Annotated in this window: 17 protein-coding genes; 10 read left to right on the top strand and 7 right to left on the bottom strand. The window is 67.2% G+C overall.

The features are described from left to right. Window positions 1-169 precede the first annotated feature (169 nt). From NUV79_RS16225 to NUV79_RS16235, 3 genes are all read left to right on the top strand, one after another. The gene (locus NUV79_RS16225; protein ID WP_257734132.1) at window positions 170-1,120 is read left to right on the top strand and encodes a Bug family tripartite tricarboxylate transporter substrate binding protein; all 951 of its coding nucleotides are present in this window, start codon (window positions 170-172) and stop codon (window positions 1,118-1,120) included. Between the two features lie 80 nt (window positions 1,121-1,200). Beyond that, complete coding sequence (locus NUV79_RS16230) at window positions 1,201-1,686, top strand: tripartite tricarboxylate transporter TctB family protein (protein ID WP_257734133.1); 486 nt, start codon at window positions 1,201-1,203, stop codon at window positions 1,684-1,686. Window positions 1,687-1,689: 3 nt separating this feature from the next. Continuing rightward, entirely contained in the window at window positions 1,690-3,210 is a 1,521-nt protein-coding gene (locus tag NUV79_RS16235) for a tripartite tricarboxylate transporter permease (protein WP_257734134.1), read from the top strand. A gap of 6 nt (window positions 3,211-3,216) precedes the next feature. Here NUV79_RS16235 and NUV79_RS16240 read toward each other — a convergent pair whose 3' ends face one another. Next, a complete protein-coding gene (locus NUV79_RS16240; RefSeq protein WP_257734135.1) occupies window positions 3,217-3,933 on the bottom strand; it encodes a GntR family transcriptional regulator in 717 nt (238 codons plus the stop codon). A gap of 148 nt (window positions 3,934-4,081) precedes the next feature. On the opposite strand from NUV79_RS16240, the gene NUV79_RS16245 reads away from it, so the two are divergent. The 4 genes from NUV79_RS16245 to NUV79_RS16260 are packed head-to-tail and all read left to right on the top strand — an operon-like array spanning window position 4,082 to window position 6,701. Then, window positions 4,082-4,720 carry a lysophospholipid acyltransferase family protein gene (locus tag NUV79_RS16245; protein WP_257734136.1) on the top strand — a complete coding sequence of 213 codons (639 nt, stop codon included), beginning with the start codon at window positions 4,082-4,084 and terminating at the stop codon, window positions 4,718-4,720. Continuing rightward, on the top strand, window positions 4,717-5,667 hold the full coding sequence (locus NUV79_RS16250; RefSeq protein ID WP_257734137.1) for a phosphatidate cytidylyltransferase: 951 nt from the start codon (window positions 4,717-4,719) through the stop codon (window positions 5,665-5,667). The genes NUV79_RS16245 and NUV79_RS16250 overlap by 4 nt, the downstream gene beginning before the upstream one ends. Further along, window positions 5,664-6,053: a hypothetical protein gene (locus NUV79_RS16255; protein WP_257734138.1), complete on the top strand. Its 390-nt coding sequence runs from the start codon at window positions 5,664-5,666 to the stop codon at window positions 6,051-6,053. Before NUV79_RS16250 ends, NUV79_RS16255 begins: the two co-directional genes overlap by 4 nt. A gap of 3 nt (window positions 6,054-6,056) precedes the next feature. Continuing rightward, on the top strand, window positions 6,057-6,701 hold the full coding sequence (locus NUV79_RS16260; RefSeq protein ID WP_257734139.1) for a CDP-alcohol phosphatidyltransferase family protein: 645 nt from the start codon (window positions 6,057-6,059) through the stop codon (window positions 6,699-6,701). A gap of 12 nt (window positions 6,702-6,713) precedes the next feature. Here NUV79_RS16260 and NUV79_RS16265 read toward each other — a convergent pair whose 3' ends face one another. The 6 genes from NUV79_RS16265 to pdxR form a co-directional block, all read right to left on the bottom strand. Next, window positions 6,714-7,859, bottom strand: a complete 1,146-nt coding sequence (locus NUV79_RS16265; RefSeq protein ID WP_257734140.1) for an iron-containing alcohol dehydrogenase — start codon at window positions 7,857-7,859, stop codon at window positions 6,714-6,716. Further along, window positions 7,859-9,241: an aldehyde dehydrogenase family protein gene (locus tag NUV79_RS16270; protein ID WP_257734141.1), complete on the bottom strand. Its 1,383-nt coding sequence runs from the start codon at window positions 9,239-9,241 to the stop codon at window positions 7,859-7,861. The genes NUV79_RS16265 and NUV79_RS16270 overlap by 1 nt, the downstream gene beginning before the upstream one ends. Window positions 9,242-9,286: 45 nt before the next feature. Further along, a complete protein-coding gene (locus NUV79_RS16275) occupies window positions 9,287-10,654 on the bottom strand; it encodes a glutamine synthetase family protein (protein ID WP_257734142.1) in 1,368 nt (455 codons plus the stop codon). 92 nt (window positions 10,655-10,746) lie between these two features. Beyond that, window positions 10,747-11,091: a RidA family protein gene (locus NUV79_RS16280; protein ID WP_257734143.1), complete on the bottom strand. Its 345-nt coding sequence runs from the start codon at window positions 11,089-11,091 to the stop codon at window positions 10,747-10,749. A gap of 56 nt (window positions 11,092-11,147) precedes the next feature. Beyond that, window positions 11,148-12,758 (bottom strand): GMC family oxidoreductase, encoded by a 1,611-nt coding sequence (locus tag NUV79_RS16285; protein WP_257734144.1) that lies wholly within the window; start codon window positions 12,756-12,758, stop codon window positions 11,148-11,150. 32 nt (window positions 12,759-12,790) lie between these two features. Further along, window positions 12,791-14,332, bottom strand: a complete 1,542-nt coding sequence (gene pdxR / locus NUV79_RS16290; protein ID WP_257734145.1) for a MocR-like pyridoxine biosynthesis transcription factor PdxR — start codon at window positions 14,330-14,332, stop codon at window positions 12,791-12,793. 133 nt (window positions 14,333-14,465) lie between these two features. On the opposite strand from pdxR, the gene NUV79_RS16295 reads away from it, so the two are divergent. The 3 genes from NUV79_RS16295 to NUV79_RS16305 are packed head-to-tail and all read left to right on the top strand — an operon-like array spanning window position 14,466 to window position 18,381. Beyond that, complete coding sequence (locus NUV79_RS16295) at window positions 14,466-15,572, top strand: mandelate racemase/muconate lactonizing enzyme family protein (protein WP_257734146.1); 1,107 nt, start codon at window positions 14,466-14,468, stop codon at window positions 15,570-15,572. Continuing rightward, window positions 15,569-17,062, top strand: a complete 1,494-nt coding sequence (locus NUV79_RS16300) for an aldehyde dehydrogenase family protein (RefSeq protein WP_257734147.1) — start codon at window positions 15,569-15,571, stop codon at window positions 17,060-17,062. The genes NUV79_RS16295 and NUV79_RS16300 overlap by 4 nt, the downstream gene beginning before the upstream one ends. Window positions 17,063-17,082: 20 nt before the next feature. Beyond that, on the top strand, window positions 17,083-18,381 hold the full coding sequence (locus tag NUV79_RS16305; protein ID WP_257734148.1) for an NAD(P)/FAD-dependent oxidoreductase: 1,299 nt from the start codon (window positions 17,083-17,085) through the stop codon (window positions 18,379-18,381). Window positions 18,382-18,445 lie beyond the last annotated feature (64 nt).

The following is an 18,445-nucleotide window of genomic DNA, read 5'->3' on the forward strand; positions in this document are numbered from 1 at the left end:
TCGACGCCTCGATCGTCGCGACGATCACGCCGGAAGGCATGCCCCAGCGCGAGCGTAGTGCATGAGGACATCAGGGTACCGGAAAGACCCGGCGCCTGAACCGCAAATGATGCGGCAAGAAACGACCGGTCGAAAAAGGGCGGCGTAACGACAACGGGAGGAGATGAAGATGCTGAAGCGTTTGACGATGGCCGGCGTCCTGGCTTTGGGGCTCGGAACTGGCGCGGCCTTGGCCGAGCCGGCGAAGGTGATGATTCCCGCCAATCCCGGCGGCGGCTGGGATGGCGCCGGGCGCCACACCATGGCGGCCTTTGCCCAGTCCAAGGTCTTCACGGATGGGGCGTCCTTCACCAACAAGGGCGGTGCTGCCGGCACGATCGGCCTTGCGGAGTTCGTCCGCACCGCCAAGGGCGACGACAACGCCCTGCTGGTCACCGGCGTCATCATGGTCGGCGGCGTCATCACCAACCAGACGCCGGTCTCGCTCAAGGACACGACGCCGCTGTTGCGCCTGACCAACGAGTACAACGCCATCGCCGTGCCCGCGAACTCGCCAATCAAGACCCCGGCGGACTTCATCGCCGCGCTCAAGGCCGATCCCGGCGCGCTCTCTGTAGGTGGTGGCTCGGCCGGCGGTGCCGACCACGTCATGCTGGCTTTACTCGCCAAGCATGCCGGCGCGCCGGTCGGGAAGATCAACTTCGTCGCCTTCTCCGGTGGCGAGATCCTGGCGGCGCTCGGCGGCGGCAAGATCAAGGCGGCGATCTCCGGCGCCTCTGAATTCCGCGCCTTCGCCGAATCCGGCCGCATCCGCATCATCGCGACCTCCGGCCCGACGCGGGTCGAGGGTCTCAACGCCCCGACGCTGAAGGAAGCCGGCATCCCGGTTGAGGTCGGCAACTGGCGCGGCTTCGTCGGTGCGCCCGGCATGAGCGACGCCGCCAAGAAGACCTGGCTCGACCGCTTCGCCAAGCTCCACGCCACCAAGGAGTGGAAGGAGACGCTGAAGACGCAAGGGTGGGAGGATGCCTATCTGCCGGGCGACGCCTTCAACGCCTTCCTCAAGAGCGAGGAAACCAACTGGACGAGCGCGCTCAAGGAAGTCGGCATCCTGAAATAGCCTCCGTCGAAGCCGGGCGGCGTGCCTGAGTGCGCCGCCCGCGATCCATCGCGAAGAAGCGGGCAAGGCAGATGTCATCGATGAAGAACGGTTCGGCTGCCGCGGCCGGCGGGCGGCCCTGGTGGCTCGGGCTCGCCATCCTGATCATGGGCGTGCTCTGGCTCAACGGCGCGCGCAGCATCGCCTCGACCACGAACTATGTTGGTGTCGGTCCGGCCGCGATGGTGCTCGCCGTCGGGCTCGGCCTCGTCCTGCTCGGCTTCCTGCTGATCGTGCAAGCGCTGAAGGGGCAGCTCGCGCCTGCCAGCGAGGATGAGGAGGAGGCGCCATTCTCGCGCCCCGCCTTCCTGATGGCGCTGGCCGGCGTCGGCGTGCCGTTGCTGACGATCCGCTGGCTCGGCTTTCCGTTCAGCGCGATGCTGGCCTTCACGCTGGTGACCCATGCCTTCGGCTCGCGCCGCACTCTGCTCGATCTCGGCATCGGCGCGCTGATCGCCAGCCTCGCCTGGCTCGGCTTCTCCCGCCTTGGCATCAGCCTTGGCCCGTTCTTCCCGCTGCTGGGCTAAGCCATGGACATCCTGAACCAGTTGCTCGGCGGGTTCGCGGTTGCCTTGCAGCCGATGAACCTGTTCTGGGCCTTCGTCGGCTGCGGGCTCGGCACGGCGGTCGGCGTGTTGCCCGGCATTGGCCCGGCCCTGACCATCGCGTTGCTCTTGCCGGTCACCGCGCAGGTCAATCCGGCCTCTGCCTTCATCATGTTCGCCGGCATTCTCTACGGCGCGCTCTATGGCGGCTCGACCACCTCGATACTGCTGAACACGCCGGGCGAGAGCGGCTCGGTGATGACGGCGCTCGAAGGCAACCGTATGGCAAGGCGTGGCCGCGGCGCCGCAGCGCTGGCGACCGCCGCGATCGGCTCCTTCGTCGCCGGTACGGTCGGCACGCTGGCGCTGACCTTCCTCGCGCCCGCCATCGCCGAGCTCGCCTTCGTTTTCGGCCCTGAGGACTATTTCGCGCTGATGATGCTGTCCTTCACCTCGGTCGCGGTTGTGATGGGGCGCTCGATGGTGCGGGGCTTTGCTGCCCTGTTCTTCGGGCTCGCGCTCGGCACCATCGGCATAGACACCCAGACCGGCCAGACCCGTATGGTCTTCGGCTCGCTCGAACTGCTCGACGGCATTTCCTTCACCGTCGTGCTGGTCTCGCTCTTCGCCATCGGCGAGACGCTCTATGTCGCGAGCCGGCATAGCGCGGCGCCGGCCGCGATCAATCCGCTCTCGGGCGGCAGCTGGATGACCCGGCAGGACTGGACGCGTTCGTGGAAGCCCTGGCTGCGCGGCAGCGTGATCGGCTTCCCGATCGGGGCTCTACCGGCGGGGGGAACGGAAATTCCGACCTTCCTGTCCTATGCGTTGGAGCGGCGCCTGAGCAAGCACCCCGAGGAGTTCGGGCAGGGCGCGATCGAGGGCGTCGCTGGCCCCGAGGCCGCCAACAACGCCGCCGCTGCCGGCATCCTCGTGCCGCTCCTGACGCTCGGCTTGCCCTCGACCGCGACGGCGGCCGTGCTGCTCGCCGCTTTCCAGAACTACGGGCTCCAGCCCGGCCCGCTGCTCTTCGCGACCAATCCCGACCTGCTCTGGGGCCTGATCGCCTCGCTCTATATCGGCAACGTCATCCTCTTGATCCTCAACCTGCCGCTGGTCGGCATCTGGGTCAGGCTGCTGCTGATACCCCGACACTACATCTATGGCGGCATCGTCGTCTTCGCGATGGTCGGCGTCTGGGGGCTCTCGACCTCCTGGATGGACCTCGCGCTGATGTGCGGCCTTGGCCTCGTCGGCTATGTCGCGCGGGTCCATGATTTTCCGATCGCGCCGGCCCTGATCGGCCTGATCCTCGGCCCGCAGGCGGAAATCCAGCTTCGGCGCGCGCTGGCCGTCAGCCAGGGCGACTGGAGCGTGTTGGTCGGCACCCCGATCGCGGCGACTTTGCTCGGGGTCGCCGCGCTCGTCCTGATCGTGCCGCCGCTGCTGGCCTATCGTCGCCGCCGCGCCGAGGCGGAGGGGCAATCGGCCGCTGCCGCCGGCTGAGCTGGATCAGCGCTTCGTTCCGCCCCGGCGCTGGCCGGGCTTGGCGCTTTCGCTTGCCGTAAGCGCTGCCTGCAGCGCCATGCGGGCGGCGCGGATATGGCGTCGCATCAGGATTTCCGCGAGTTCACCGTCGCGATGGCTGATCGCCTCGGTGATCCGCATATGCTCGCGCCAGGCCTCGCGGCCGCGCCCCGGGACGGTGGAATGCAGGCGCCGGCACAGGCGCAGGCGCGGATAGAACTGCTCGCAGAGCAATTCGGCCAGGATCGGGTTGCCGCTGCCTTTGGCGATCCGGCGGTGGAAATCCGCCTCCGGTTCGTCCTGGAGATAGGCGCCCATCGGATTGCGCTCGATCTCGTCGCGATGCCCCGTGACCAGCGCTTCCAGTGCCGCGATCTCGTCTTCGCTCATGCTCTCGGCGGCGAGGCGTGCGGCCATGCCTTCGGTCGCCTCACGCACGTCGAGGAGTGCGAGGAATTCGGCCGCGCTCGGCTCGGCGACACGCGCGCCCTGGTTGGCGACATAGGTGACGAGCCCGCGCTCCTGCAGGCGCCGGATCGCCTCGCGCACCGGCGCGCGGCTGACACCGAAATGGCGGGCGATCGCCGGCTCGCTCAGCTTGGCGCCGGGCGCGATCTCCCCGGAAACGATGGCGGAGGAGAGATCGTCATAGAGTTTGACGGTGACGCCCACGCTCGCGGGGGGCAAAGTCTCGGCCAGCATCGAGCGGGTGCCTATCTGCTTCTGTTGCGCGGAGTATAGCGCAGCAACTGCGATTGCCGAGCCTCATCATCGCCTTGCCGCCGATATCGACAGGGCCGGTAACAGGCGCTACCTCGTCTCGAAGGCTAACGAGGGTGGGACCGGCGGAATGCGTGGGATAGCGGCAGGTCTGGCGGGCGCGCTCATCCTCTTCTTCGCACGCTTCATTACCGCCGTCCGTGGCCGCTGGACAGGCGTCGAGCCCGTCGACGAGCAGCGCATCTACTTCGCCAATCATGCCAGCCACGGCGATTTCGTCCTGATCTGGACGGTACTGCCGCGGCGCACGCGCTTCACGACGCGCCCCGTCGCCGGCAGCGATTACTGGCTGAAGGGTGGCTTGCGCCGCTTCATCGGCCGCGATGTCTTCAACGCCGTCCTGATCGACCGCGACCGCGACAGCCGCACCAGCGACCCGGTCATCCAGATGACCGAGGCGCTCGATGCCGGCTCCTCGCTGATCGTCTTTCCGGAAGGCACACGCAACACCACCGAGGCGCGCCTGCTGCCGTTCAAGAGCGGCCTGTTCCATCTGGCACAGACCAGGCCGAACGTGGCCCTCGTGCCGGCCTGGATCGACAATCTCAACCGCGTCATGCCGAAGGGAGAGTTCGTGCCGATCCCGCTGATCTGTACCGTCACCTTCGGCGCGCCGCTTCGCCTCAGCGAAGGCGAGGCCAAGCCCGATTTCCTGGCGCGGGCCGAAGCCGCGCTGCTCGCCCTGTCCCCGAAGGCGAACGCGTCATGACGATGCCGCATCCCGATCTGGTGGCCGTGCTCGCCGGCATTCTCGGCGTCCTCGTTGTCGCCTCAACCATCGGCTTCGTGCTCGAGCGCAAGCTCTCGCCAGACGGTTCCAATGCCGTCGTCGAGAACCTGAACGATCGCATCCGGGCCTGGTGGGTCATGGTCGTGCTGATGGGGCTCGCGCTCATCGGCGGCAAGACCGGCGTGACCCTGCTCTTCGGCTTCTGTTCCTTCGCGGCGCTGCGCGAATTCATCACGTTGACCGATACGCGCCGTGCCGATCACTGGGCGCTGGCTACGGCGTTCTTCGTGGTGCTGCCGGTGCAGTACTACCTGATCTGGATCGAGTGGTACGGGCTCTACTCGATCTTCATCCCGGTCTACGCCTTCCTGCTGATGCCGGTCATCGCCGCGGCGCGCGGCGATACCGACCATTTCCTGATCCGCATCGCCGAGGTGCAATGGGCGCTGATGATCTGCGTCTTTGCCACCTCGCATGTGCCGGCGCTGCTCAGCCTCGAGATCGCCGGCTATGAGGGCCGCAACGTCCTGCTGATCACCTTCCTCGTCATCGTCGTGCAGATCAGCGATGTCCTGCAATATGTCTGGGGCAAACTGCTCGGCCGCACCAAGATCGCCCCGAAGCTCTCGCCCTCGAAGACGGTCGAGGGCTTCGTCGGCGGCGCGCTCAGCGCCACCGCCGTCGGCGCCGGCCTGTCCTGGATGACGCCGTTCACGCCGCTGCAGGCGGCCTTTCTCGCGCTGGTCATCGTCCTCATGGGCTTCTTCGGTGGGCTCGTCATGTCGGCGATCAAGCGCGACCGCGGCGTCAAGGATTGGGGCAACCTGATCGCCGGCCATGGCGGCTTCATCGACCGGCTCGATTCGGTCGTCTTTTCGGCGCCGATCTTCTTCCATCTCGTCCGCTATGGCTGGTCGGCCGTATGAGCGGACCGCTCGCGCGCCTGATGCGGAGCAGCATCGTCCATGTCGGCTTCGCCTTCCTCGCGATGGGAAGTTGGGCAGCCTTCGCCAACCGCGCCCATCCGATGCCGTCGCCGCTTTATGCTGGCCTGTTGCAGGGCGCGATCTCGGCGACGATCACGCTGGTCCTGAAACGCGCGATCGAATATCTCGCCAGCCGCTTCTCGGGCTTCACGGCCCTGCTGGCGCCGCCCGTGATCGCCGGCCTCGTCTCCGCGACCCTGCTGACGATCCTGCACACGCTCGGCGGGACGCCCGAGATCGCCAAGACCATCGCCGTGCCGCTCATCGTCGCGACGAGCTACGCCGCTCTCTACAACTATTCGCTCTGGCGCATCCGGAAGGCCTGAACCATGGCGCAGGACGAGAACCGCCGCCCGCTCGCCAGCCGCGACTCCGGCTGGGCCCGCACGATCGCCCGCAAGCTCAGCACGGCCTCCGTGACGCCGAACCAGATCTCGATGGCGAGCATGCTGATGGCGGCCGCTGCCGGCGTGGCCTTCTGGCAGGCGGGCATGGCCACGGGCGGTTCTCGCGTTGCCCTGCTGCTCGTAGCCGCCCTGTTCTGCCAGTTCCGATTGCTCTGCAATCTGTTCGACGGGATGGTTGCGATCGAGGGCGGCAAGCAGGCGCCGGACGGGCCGTTCTGGAACGAATTCCCCGACCGTGTCGCCGATATCCTGATCCTCGTCAGCGCCGGCTATGGCGTGGGTCAGCCGGCTCTGGGCTGGACGGCGGCGGCCTTTGCCGTGCTGACCGCCTATACGCGCGAGCTCGGCCGCAATTGCGGCTTGCCCGCCGATTTCTCAGGCCCGATGGCCAAGCAGCACCGCATGGCCACGATCACCGCGGCGACCGTGCTCTCACTGCTGGAACCACTCTGGAGCGGTCACAATTCGGTCCTCGTCGCGGCACTCTGGCTGATCGCGATCGGCGCCGCGATTACCGCGATCCGGCGCGCCGCGAACATCGTCCGCAAGCTGCGCGCCGGTTCATAGTATCTGTCGATCTCAGATCGACTCGATCAGCAGCTTGCGCGCCGCATCGACCGTGAGTTCGACCGGGTTGCCGCCGGTCGAGGGGTCGGCCACGGCGGCCTCGGCCAGCTCGTCGATCCGGTCGGTGCCGACGCCGAGCGCGCCGAGCTTGTCGGGAATGCCGAGATCGGAACGCAGCTTCAGTACGAAATCGTAGAAGCCGTCGAAGCCGCCGGGGATACCGAGATAGGCCGCGGCCGCCGCGATCCTCTCCTCGATCGCCGGGCGATTGAAGCGCAACACCGGCGGCATCACCACCGCATTCGTGGTGCCGTGATGGGTGTGGTAGACCGCGCCGACCGGGTGGGAGAGCGAATGGATCGCGCCGAGCCCCTTCTGGAAGGCGACGGCGCCCATCGCGGCGGCCGCCATCATCTGCGTGCGCGCCTCGATATCGCCGCCATCGGCATAGGCCCGCGGCAGATAGGTCTTCACCAGTCGCATGCCTTCGAGCGCGATGCCCTGGCTCATCGGATGGAAGAACGGCGAGGAATAGGCCTCCAGGCAATGCGCGAAGGCATCCATGCCGGTGCCCGCGGTGATCGCCCTGGGCATGCCGACGGTTAGTTCAGGATCGCAGATCGTCACGCCCGGCAGGAATTTCGGGTGGAAGATGATCTTCTTGGTATGCGTCTGCGAATTGGTGATGACCGAGGCGCGCCCGACCTCGGAGCCGGTTCCCGCCGTGGTCGGCACGGCGACGATCGGCGCGATGCCCTCGATCGAGGCACGCGTCCACCAGTCGCCGACATCCTCGAAATCCCAGACCGGCCGGGTCTGCCCGGCCATGAAGGCCACGCATTTGCCGAGGTCGAGGCCGGAGCCGCCGCCGAAGGCGACGACGCCGTCATGCCCGCCGGCCTTGAAGGTGCGGACGCCGGCGTCGAGATTGCGGTCGTTCGGGTTAGGATCGACATCGGCGAAGATCGCCCGGCCGAGCCCGCCGGCTTCGAGGATGTCGAGCGCATTGGCGGTGATCGCCATGCTCGCGAGCCCGCGATCGGTGACGAGCAGCGGCCGCTTCATGCCGAGCGCCTTGCAGTGATCGGCCAGTTCCCTGATCCGCCCGGCGCCCAGCTTGACGGCGGTCGGATAGCTCCAGTTCGCGGTGATCGGCATCAGCCAGCTCTCTTCAGATGGTAGGATTTCGGACGGGTGAGATTGTGGAAGCCGATGACCGAGAGCGAGCCGCCCCGCCCGGTCTCCTTGACGCCGGTCCAGCACAGGGCCGGGTCGAGATAATCCGCGCGGTTCATGAAGACAGTGCCGGTTTCCAGCTCTTGGCCGAGCCGGGCGGCGCGCTCGGCATCGCTGGTCCAGAGCGAGACGGTGAGGCCGTATTTGGAGTCGTTCATCAGGGCGACCGCTTCGGCGTCATCGCGCACCTTCATGATGCCGACAGCCGGGCCGAAGGTCTCCTCGCGCATGATCGTCATGGAATGGTCGACATCGACCAGAACCTGCGGCGCGAGATAGGCGCCGCCATCGTCCTGCGGGAACAGTTTTGGATCGACCAGCGCCCGCGCGCCCTTCGCGGTCGCCTCAGTGATCTGCTCGCGCACGACCTGGGCAAAGCGCTTATGCGCCATCGGCCCGAGCGAGGTCTCGGGATCGAGCGGGTTGCCGAGGCGGTAGTTCGAGACCCAGGCGACCGATTTCTCGACGAAGGCGTCGTAGAGGCTTTCATGGACATAGATGCGCTCGATGCCGCAGCAGCATTGCCCGGAATTGAAGGTCGCGCCGTCCATCAGCGTGTCGACCGCCTTGTCGAGATCGGCGTCTTCCATGACATAGCCGGGGTCCTTGCCGCCGAGTTCCAGCCCGATCCCGGTGAAGGTGCCGGCGGCGGCGCGCTCGATCGCCTGCCCGCCCGTGACCGAGCCGGTGAAATTGATGAAGTCGAACTGCTTCTCGGCGATCAGGCGCGACGAGGTCTCATGGTCGAGGAAAACATTGGCGAAGACTTCTTCCGGCACGCCGGCCTCATGGAAGGCGCGTGCCAATCGCTGGCCGGTCAGCAGCGTCTGGCTGGCATGCTTGAGAATCACCGCATTGCCAGCGATCAGGGCCGGCGCGACCGAGTTGATCGCGGTCATATAGGGGTAGTTCCACGGCGCGATCACGAAGACGACGCCATGCGGCTCGCGCGCGATGAAGCGCTTGAAGGCGGCGCTGTCCTCAATCACGAGGGGCGCCAGTGCGTCGCCAGCGATCGAGGCCATGTAGTTCGAGCGTTCGTTGAAGCCCTTGAACTCGCCACCATACTTCACCGGCCGGCCCATCTGCCAGGCGAGTTCGGTGACAACTTCGTCGCCCATCTCGTTGAGCTGCGCGACACCCTTGAGCACCAGCGCGATGCGCTCGTCGAGCGGGCGCTTCGCCCAGGCCTTTTGCGCCTTGCGGGCGCGAGCGACCACGGCCTTGGCGTCGTCGAGGTTCAGGGCGGGCCGCTCGGCATAGACCGAGCCGTCCACCGGCGACACGCATCGGATCATCGTCATCGTCTTTATCCGTCTGGCTGGAATTCTCTTTGGGAGGAGCCGGGGTCAGGCGCGTTCGAAGCCGCGCTTCACTTCCCAATCGGTGATCCGGCGGTCGTATTCCTCCTGCTCCCATTCGGCGGCGCGGACATAATGGTCGATCACGTCGTCGCCGAAGGCCTTGCGCAGCATCGCCGAGCCCTTCAGCGCGACGGTCGCGTCGCGCAGGGTCTTCGGGATCTCGCGCACGTTCCGGTCGCCATAGGCATCGCCGACGAAGGCCTCTTCCAGCTCCATTTTCTTCTCGATGCCGTCGATGCCGGCCGCGAGCAACGCCGCCATGGCGAGATAGGGGTTGAGGTCCGAGCCGCCGACGCGGCATTCGATGCGGATGCCCTTGGTCCCGGCGCCGCAGAGCCGGTAGCCGGCGGTGCGGTTATCGGCGCTCCAGACCGCTTTGGTCGGCGCGAAGGTGCCGGCGACGAAGCGCTTGTAGGAGTTGATATAGGGCGCGAGGAAGCCGGTGATGTCGGAGGCATGCGCCAGCAGGCCGGCCACATAGTTCCGCATCAGCGGTGACATGCCGTGCGGCGCCTGCGCATCGAGGAAATGCGGCGTCTTGCCGTCGGCGCTCCAGAGCGACTGGTGGATATGCGAGGAGGAGCCGGCATGCGCGTTGCTCCACTTCGCGAGGAAGGTGATCGACTTGCCTTGCGCCCAGGCGATCTCCTTGCAGGCATTCTTGATGATCGCGTGCCGGTCCGCCATCGTCAGCGCGTCAGCATAGCGGACATTGATCTCCTCTTGCCCGGCCGAAGCCTCGCCCTTGGAGTTCTCGACCGGGATGCCCGCGCCCTGCAGACCGTTGCGGATCGCCCGCATCACCGCCTCTTCCTTCGTCGTCTGGAAGATGTGGTAATCCTCGTTGTAGCTGCTTGCGGTCTTGAGATCGCGATAGCCGCCGGCGCTGGCGTTCTCGTAGCTCTGGTCGAACAGGAAGAATTCGAGCTCGGTCGCCATATAGGCCTTGAGCCCCATGGCCTCGAGCCGCCTGACCTGCTTCTTCAGCACGGCGCGCGGCGAATGCGGGATGTCATGGCCGTGATGGTCCTGCACGTCGCAGAGCACAAGCGCGGTGCCTTCGAGCCAGGGCACGCGGCACAAGGTCGAAAGGTCCGGCTTCATCGTGTAGTCGCCATAGCCGGCGGCCCAGCTCGTCGCCGCATAGCCGGCTACGGTTTCCATCTCCATGTCGGTGGCGAGCAGGTAGTTGCAGCTATGCGTCTCGTGATGCCCGCTTTCGATGAAGAAGGCGGCATGGAAGCGCTTGCCCATCAGGCGCCCCTGCATGTCGACGAGGCAGGCCAGCACCGTATCGATGCGGCCGTGGGCGACATCCTGCTTCAGAGCGTCGAACGTGTACGCTTGCGTCATGCCGGTTATCCATCTCCGATGCGCGATCTTCACACGGGAATGCGTCCGGCGGAATAGCCGGCTCGCATGTCCTCGTGCGGATTATGCAGGGATCAGACCAGTGCCTGGACCTGGATCTCGACCAGGATGTTCTCGGCCGCCAGGCGTGACTCGACGGTGGCGCGAGCCGGCGGTTGCGCCGGATCGACCCAGGCTTCCCAGGCGGCGTTCATCTCGTTGAAATTCGCGATATCCTTCAGCCAGATATTGGCGACGACGATGCGGGTCTTGTCCGTGCCGGCTATCGCCAGATAGCCGTCGATCTGCTTGAGGATATCGGTGGTCTGCTCGCGCACGCCGCCGCTGCGGTCGGCGGCGGTGAGGCCGGAGAGGAAGGCGAAGCCGTTGGCGACGAGCACCTTGCTCAATCGTGCGGTCACTTCATGGCGCGTGATCATGGTCTGTCCTCCGGGGAATGATGCCGGCGACGGCCGGCGGGGCAGGGAATTCGCTCTCAACCTTCCGCCATCAGGGCGGCGGCGCGCTCTCCGACCATCATGGCCGGCGCGTTAATGTTGCCCGAGGGGATCGTAGGGAAGATCGAGGCATCGACGACGCGCAAACCTTCGATCCCATGCACCCGCAACTTGGCATCGACGACGGCATCGCCGGCATCGGGCCCCATCCGGCAGGTCCCGCAGGGGTGGAACACCGAATAGGCGTTGGCGCGGATCGCGGCGACATGCGCCTCCTCATCGACCGCTTCCGGCCCCGGCCGGATCGCGGTGTCGATCACGGCGGAGAGCGTCGGCGTCGCCGCGAGCCGGTGCAGGAAGCGCGCGCCGGCCAGAAGCGTGTGCAGATCCTCGGGATCGGAGAGGTAGTTCGGCGCTATCTCCGGCGCGACATATGGCTCGGGCGAGCGGATCGCGACATGGCCGCGGCTGAGCGGCCGGCAGGGCGAGACGCTCAGGCTGAAGCCCGGAAAGGGGTCGGGCTTCATCAGGGCGCGTACGCCCGGCACGGCGCGCTCATAGCTCAGCGGCGAGAAATAGAGCTGCATATCCGGCCGCGTCAGCTCCGGCCTGGTGCGATAGAACCCGCCGCCCTGGTTGACGCTAAGCGAAAGCGGTCCACGCCGCCGCAGCAGATAATTCGCGGCCATGCCGATGCGAGCCGGCCAGGAGAGCAGCGCATCGTTCAGGCTCGGCCGCTTCGAGCGATAGACATGATCGTAGCAGAGATGGTCCTGGAGATTGCGCCCGACCGCCGGGAGGTCGAGCAGCGGCGCGATGCCGTGCTGCTTCAACAGCTCCGCCGGGCCGATGCCGGAAAGCTGCAGCAATTGCGGCGAGTTGAACGCGCCGCCGGACAGGACGACCTCCCGCCGCGCGCGAAAGCGCAAGGTCTCGCCGCCGCGTCTGGCCTCGACGCCGATGGCGCGCCGCCCGTCGAACAGGATGCGCGTGACCTGCGTGTCGGTTTCGAGCTTCACACGCCCGTGCCGCCGCGCCGGGTGCAGGAAGGCCCGCGCCGCGGATTCACGCCGCCCGCCGCGCGTGGTGATCTGGTAGAAGCCGGCGCCCTCGCTGGTCGCGCCGTTCAGGTCCGGATTGAAGCGCAGGCCGGTCTCGCCGGCGGCCCGGACGAAGAGGGGCGTCAGCGGGTGAACCTCCGCCGCGACGTTCTCGACATGCAGCGGGCCCCCGGTGCCGTGCCAGATCGAAGCGCCCAGTGCGTGGTCCTCCATGCGCTTATAGGCGGCGAGCACCTCGGCCCAGCCCCAGCCGGGATTGCCGAGCCGTTTCCACTCGTCGAAATCCTCGGCCTGGCCGCGGGCATAGACCATCGCGTTGATCGCGCTCGACCCGCCGACGATCTTGCCGCGCGGCTGGTAGATCTCCCGCCCGCCCAGCTCCGCTTGCGGCGTGGTCCGGTACATCCAATTCATGCGGCGATGGTAGAAGGTCTTGCCGTAGCCGATCGGCAGATGGACCCAGGGGCTGAGATCATGCGGGCCGGCCTCGATAACCAGGATCGAGCCTTGGCCGGCCTCGGCAAGCCGCCCGGCCAGCACGCAGCCGGCCGAACCCGCGCCGACGATGATCACGTCCCATTCGCTCAAGATGCTCTCACTCAGCCTGCCCGGCACGAATCCTAGGCAGGATTGGGCTTCCCGCTAAGGGCCATTCCCATCGAAGCACCAGTCCATTGGTCGCTATTGGCAAGGTCCTCGATGCTGCGACGCAGATCGAGCACGCCGGCCTTGATCTCCGTGGGCGTGAAGCCGCTAAAGCCGAGCACCAGCCCGTCCTGCGCGGCGGGTTCGAGGCAGAAGCGGCTGATCGGCGCGACCGTGACGCCACGCTTCGCCGCCGCATGCGTTAGTGCGGCCGCATCGAGCCCATCGCGGAGATGGGCGATGGTATGCATGCCGGTCTGTGTCGGCACGACCCCCAGATCGGGCGCCAGATGCTCCCACGCCGCATCTTCCAATGCCTGATAGCGCTCCTGATAGAGCTTGCGCATGCGGCGCACATGTGTCGCGAAATGCCCCTCGACGATGAAATCGGCGACGATGCCCTGCAAGGCCGTCGGTACGCCCGGCGAGAAGGCTTCGAGGCAGATGCCCATCTGCTCGACGAGATGCGGCGGCGCGACGAGGAAGCCGAGCCGCAGCGACGGGAACAGCGTCTTCGAGAAGGTCCCGACATAGATCACCCGGCCGCTGCGATCGATGCTGGTCAGCGTCGCCATCGGCGCGCCCTGGAAGCAGAACTCGCCGTCCCAGTCGTCCTCGATGATCCAGGCACCGCTGGCCTCGGCCGCCTCCAGCAGGGCGAGCCGCCGCTCCAGGCTCATCTTGGCGCCGAGCGGCTGCTGATGCGCCGGCGTCACGAAGGCGAGCCGGAATTCGGGCGCACGGCGCAGGCCCTCCTCGACCACGAGCCCGGCCTCGTCGACCGGGACCGGCACGATCTCGACGCCCGACTGGATCATGCTGTTGCGGGCGCCGATCGCGCCGGGATCCTCGAACCAGACCTTGTCGCCGGGATCGAGCAGCGTGGCGGCGATGAGCTGGAAGGCCTGCTGCGCCCCGGCCACCACGAAGACCTGCTGCCATTCGCAGGCGATGCCGCGATTGAGCCTGAGATGGGCGGCGATGGCCTGCCGCAAGGCCCGCTCGCCATGCGGATCGGGATAGCCGAGCACCTGATGGCGCGGCTTGCGCCAGTGCTTGCCCGAAAGCCTCGCCCATTGCGCCATCGGGAAGGCGTCGAAGGCCGGCATAGCCGTGGTGAAGGCGCGGGGCTGGTGCGGCAGGCGCGTGCCGAACAGCTTTGACGCCGTGTTCATCGCCTGCGCCAGCTTGACCCGCGCCGTCGGCGCGGCGGTGGCCGCAGCAGCAGGCGCCGGCCGTTCGTTCGCCAGCGCCTGGCTGACATAGGTGCCGGATCCGACACGCGTCTCGATCAGCCCTTCCGCCGCAAGCCGCTCGAAGCTCTCGACGATGGTGGTGCGGGCGACCCGGAATTCCTGCGCCAGCGTCCGCGTCGCCGGCAAACGCTCGCCGACCTTGAGTGCGCCGCCGAGGATCAATTCGCGCAGGCCCGCGCAGATCTGGACGCTGAGCCCATGCTCGCCTTCGCGGTCCAGCACGATCGACTGGAGCAGGGCGCCTTCCTCGCGTTTGACCATGATGCCTTGAAGAGGAATGGACTGTCGATTTGGCGAGAATGGACCTTGGGATCAGGCCAATTCAAGCCCCTTCTTGCGCCGAAGCTGCCTGCGGTCCCGCCGGGCGGCGCTCCCGGAACGGATAGCGGCAGCGATGAAGATCACCCGGCTCGAAAGCTTCTCGACGCAGGACGTCGGCTTCGTCCGCGCCACATGCGAGGATGGCAGCCAGGGCTGGGGCCAGTTCTCGCCCTATAACGCCGACATCACCGCGACCGTCTTCCATCGGCAGGTCGCGCGCTGGGCGATCGGCGAAAACGCCTTCGACATCGACGAGCTGATCGCGACCATCGGCGAGCGCGAGCACAAGTTTCCCGGCTCCTATCTCTGTCGCGCCATGACCGGGCTCGATACCGCGCTTTGGGACCTGCGCGGCCGGATCGAGCGGAAGAGCGTCTGCGAATTGCTGGGCGGCACGCCGCATCCCTTCCCGGTCTATGCCTCCAGCATGAAGCGCGGCGAGATCACGCCGGAGGCCGAGGCCGAGCGCTTCCTGCGCCTGCGCGATGCCCATGGCTACCGCGCCTTCAAGTTCCGGGTCGGCCGTGAATGCGGCCGCGATATCGACGAATGGCCGGGCCGCACGGAGGCGATCGTGCCGCAGATCAGGCGCGCGCTCGGCACTGATGCGACGTTGCTCGTCGACGGCAACAGCGCCTATTCGCCGGCCAAGGCCATCGCGGTCGGCAAGATGTTGCAGGATCACGGCATCGTTCATTTCGAGGAGCCCTGTCCCTATTGGGAGCATGCCTGGACCCGCGAGGTCCGCGAGGCGCTCGATCTCGATGTCACCGGCGGCGAGCAGGATTGCGACCTCGCCGTCTGGCGCGCCATGATCGACGGTCGCGTGGTCGACGTGGTGCAGCCGGACGTCTGCTATATCGGCGGCGTCGGGCGCATGCTGAAAGTCGCGCGCTGGGCGGAAGCCGCCGGCCTGCCGGTGACGCCGCATTCGGCCAACCAGTCGCTGGTGACCGCGTTCACACTGCACATCATGGGCGCGCTGGCCAATGCGGGGCCCTATGTCGAATTCTCGATCGAGGGGCCGGATTACTATCCTTGGGAGCAGGGACTGCTGCGCAACCCGCCGCAAGCACGCGACGGCATGGTCGCGATACCCGACGGGCCGGGCTGGGGCGTCGAGATCGAGCCGTCCTGGCTCGACAGGGCCGCCTATCAGGTCACGGAGATCGGCGCGTGATCGCGGATCGCGCCGAGCTCGTCGCCGAAGCCTTGCGGACGGGAACACTCGCCTGCCTGCCGGGCGGGCATTTCATCAATGGCAGCTTCGTCGGATCCGTCTCCGGGCGGCGGATGGAGAGCTTCGACCCTGGCCGGGGAACGGCTTTCGCGACGGTTGCAGCCGGTGACGGCGCCGATATCGATCGCGCCGTTGCAGCGGCGCGCGCTGCACTCTCCGGCCCATGGTCGCGTCTGAGCCCGGCCGCACGCGGCGACATCCTGATGCGAGCGAGCCGCCTGATCGCCGAGCGCGCGGCCCGCTTCGCCGTGGTCGAGACCCTCGATTCCGGCAAGCGCCTCGCGGAAGCCGAGGGCGATGTCGGCGGCGTCGTGAAGGCCTTCGCCTATTATGCCGGCGCGGCCGACAAGCTGCATGGCGACAGCATGCCGCTCGGCCCTGACCATGTCGGCTTGACGATCGAGGAGCCGGTCGGGGTCGCCGCCCAGATCGTGCCCTGGAACTATCCGCTCTCGACGGCGGCGCGGGGCATCGCGCCCGCGCTCGCGGCCGGCTGCACGCTCGTGGTCAAGCCGGCCGAGCAGACGCCCTTCACGACGCTGATGCTGGCTGAATTGCTGCATGAGGCCGGCTTGCCCGCAGGCGTGCTCAACGTCGTCGCCGGCACCGGCACTGAGGCCGGTGCGGCGCTCGTCGCCCATCCCGGCATCGACCACATCACCTTCACCGGCTCGGTCGCGACCGGGCAACGCGTGATGCGGGCCGCGGCCGAGCATGTCACCCGGCTCGTGCTGGAGCTTGGCGGCAAGTCTCCCCTCGTCGTGCTCGCCGATTGCGATAGCGACGCGGCCATCGCCGGCATCATGGAAGCGATCTTCGAGAATGCCGGGCAGATCTGCTCGGCCGGCTCGCGCCTGATCGTCGAGGAGGCGATAGCCGAGCCTTTGCTTGAACGTCTCGTCGCCAGCGCGCAGGCCTTGCGGCCGGGCCACGGCCTGAGCGATGCCGGGATCGGGCCGATCAATTCGCCGGCGCAACTCGCGCGCGTCGCCAGCCATGTCGAGCGCACCCGTGCTGCCGGCAATCGCATCCTCACGGGTGGTGCGGTCGTGCCGCCCGAGGAATGCGGCGGCGGCTGGTTCTACCGGCCGACCATCGTGCTCGCTGATGGCCCGGGCGATCCTCTGGTGCAGGAGGAAATCTTCGGGCCGGTGCTGACGGTGCAGGTCGTCCCCGATTTCGAGGCGGCCATCGCAGCGGCGAACGCCACCTCCTATGCGCTGGTCGCGGGCATCTACACGCGAGACCACGCAAAGGCCTGGCGCTATGCGCGGGCTGTCGATGCGGGCCAGGTCTATATCAACGAGTTCTTCGCCGGCGGCATCGCGATGCCTTTCGGCGGCAACCGCAAATCCGGCTTCGGCCGCGCCAAGGGCATGGCGGGCTTGCGCTCCTACTGCAAGCTCAAGAGTGTGGTGGCGCGAATCTGATCCGGGGGGATGACGCGATAATGTCGAGCGATCTGTTCGCCAGTGATTTCCAGGCCGCGCCCTATTGGTGGGACGCGGTGCCCCGGCCGGAGCTGCCGCGCAGCGATCCGCCGCAACAGGCCGAAGTGGTCGTCGTCGGCTCCGGCTATACCGGCTTGCAGGCAGCGCTCCAGACGGTACGCGGCGGGCGCCACACCGTCGTGCTCGATGCCGAGGCGGCGGGCTTCGGTTGCAGCACCCGCAATGGTGGCCAGATTTCGACCAGCGTGAAGCCGGGCTTCGACGAACTCAGCCGCCGCCATGGCCGCGAGCGCGCCTTCGCGATCATGCAGGAGGGTCGGAACTCCCTTCGCTATATCGGCGATTGCGTCCGCGACGAGGGGATCGACTGTGATTTCGGCGTCGTCGGTCGCTTCCATGCGGCGCATGCACCCGGCAAATATGAGGAGCTGGCCCGTAGCGTCGGAACCCAGCCGAAAGGGCTGGAGGTCGCCTGCCATGTCGTGCCGCGCTCCGAGCAGCGTACGGAGATCGGCTCCGATCTCTATCATGGCGGCGTCGTCTACGAGAGCCATGCCTCGATCAATCCGGCCCGCTACCATCAGGGCCTGTTGCAGCGCGTCGTCGCGGCCGGTGCCGAACTCGTCCCGCATTGCCCGGCGACGGGTATCGAGCGCATCGGGCAGGATTTCCTCGTCCAGACCCCGCGCGGCACGATCCGCACCCGCGAGGTCGTCATCGCTACCAACGGCTATACCGGTCCGCTAACCGGCTGGCTGCGCCGTCGCGTCATCCCGATCGGCAGCTATGTCATCGCGACCGAGGCACTGGAGCCGGCGCTGGTCGACAGGCTGATCCCGAAGAACCGCATCGTCAGCGACACCCGCAAGGTGGTCTATTACTACCGCGCCTCGCCCGATCGGCGGCGCATCCTGTTCGGCGGTCGCGTCTCGCTGAGCGAGACCGACCCGCGCCGCAGCGGGCCGCTGCTCCATGCCGCGATGAGCGGCATCTTCCCGGAACTGGCCAATCGCAAGATCAGCCATTCCTGGTGCGGCCTCGTCGCCTATAGCTTCGACGAGTTGATGCATATCGGCCGGCACGAAGGCATGCACTACGCCATGGGCTATTGCGGCTCCGGTGTCGGCATGGCGAGCTATCTCGGCATGCGCCTCGGCCAGCAGGTGCTTGGCCTCGCGGAAGGCAAGACCGCTTTCGACGGCCTGCCTTTCCAGACCCGGCCCTTCTACACCGGCAATCCCTGGTTCCTCGCGCCTTCGGTCCTCTACTACAGCTGGCGCGACCGGCTGGCGCGCTAACCCATCAGATTGGCCGCCCCGAATTCTCAGAGTGGACCTTATGGCCAGACCAATTTCGCCGGAC

This window comes from Allobosea sp. 47.2.35 (genome assembly GCF_024655635.1).
In the GTDB taxonomy this organism is placed as follows: domain Bacteria; phylum Pseudomonadota; class Alphaproteobacteria; order Rhizobiales; family Beijerinckiaceae; genus Allobosea.

What these genes read in the sequence shown, in the direction of transcription:
- NUV79_RS16305 (WP_257734148.1), top strand. Translation starts at nt 17,083, where the DNA reads ATGTCGAGCGATCTGTTCGCCAGTGATTTCCAGGCCGCGCCCTATTGG.
- NUV79_RS16265 (WP_257734140.1), bottom strand. Translation starts at nt 7,859, where the DNA reads ATGCCGATCACCGCGAACTGGAGCTATCCGACCGCCGTCAAGCTGGGC.
- NUV79_RS16230 (WP_257734133.1), top strand. Translation starts at nt 1,201, where the DNA reads ATGAAGAACGGTTCGGCTGCCGCGGCCGGCGGGCGGCCCTGGTGGCTC.
- NUV79_RS16255 (WP_257734138.1), top strand. Translation starts at nt 5,664, where the DNA reads ATGAGCGGACCGCTCGCGCGCCTGATGCGGAGCAGCATCGTCCATGTC.
- NUV79_RS16225 (WP_257734132.1), top strand. Translation starts at nt 170, where the DNA reads ATGCTGAAGCGTTTGACGATGGCCGGCGTCCTGGCTTTGGGGCTCGGA.
- NUV79_RS16280 (WP_257734143.1), bottom strand. Translation starts at nt 11,091, where the DNA reads ATGATCACGCGCCATGAAGTGACCGCACGATTGAGCAAGGTGCTCGTC.
- pdxR (WP_257734145.1), bottom strand. Translation starts at nt 14,332, where the DNA reads ATGGTCAAACGCGAGGAAGGCGCCCTGCTCCAGTCGATCGTGCTGGAC.
- NUV79_RS16240 (WP_257734135.1), bottom strand. Translation starts at nt 3,933, where the DNA reads ATGCTGGCCGAGACTTTGCCCCCCGCGAGCGTGGGCGTCACCGTCAAA.
- NUV79_RS16245 (WP_257734136.1), top strand. Translation starts at nt 4,082, where the DNA reads ATGCGTGGGATAGCGGCAGGTCTGGCGGGCGCGCTCATCCTCTTCTTC.
- NUV79_RS16295 (WP_257734146.1), top strand. Translation starts at nt 14,466, where the DNA reads ATGAAGATCACCCGGCTCGAAAGCTTCTCGACGCAGGACGTCGGCTTC.
- NUV79_RS16260 (WP_257734139.1), top strand. Translation starts at nt 6,057, where the DNA reads ATGGCGCAGGACGAGAACCGCCGCCCGCTCGCCAGCCGCGACTCCGGC.
- NUV79_RS16235 (WP_257734134.1), top strand. Translation starts at nt 1,690, where the DNA reads ATGGACATCCTGAACCAGTTGCTCGGCGGGTTCGCGGTTGCCTTGCAG.
- NUV79_RS16270 (WP_257734141.1), bottom strand. Translation starts at nt 9,241, where the DNA reads ATGACGATGATCCGATGCGTGTCGCCGGTGGACGGCTCGGTCTATGCC.
- NUV79_RS16275 (WP_257734142.1), bottom strand. Translation starts at nt 10,654, where the DNA reads ATGACGCAAGCGTACACGTTCGACGCTCTGAAGCAGGATGTCGCCCAC.
- NUV79_RS16250 (WP_257734137.1), top strand. Translation starts at nt 4,717, where the DNA reads ATGACGATGCCGCATCCCGATCTGGTGGCCGTGCTCGCCGGCATTCTC.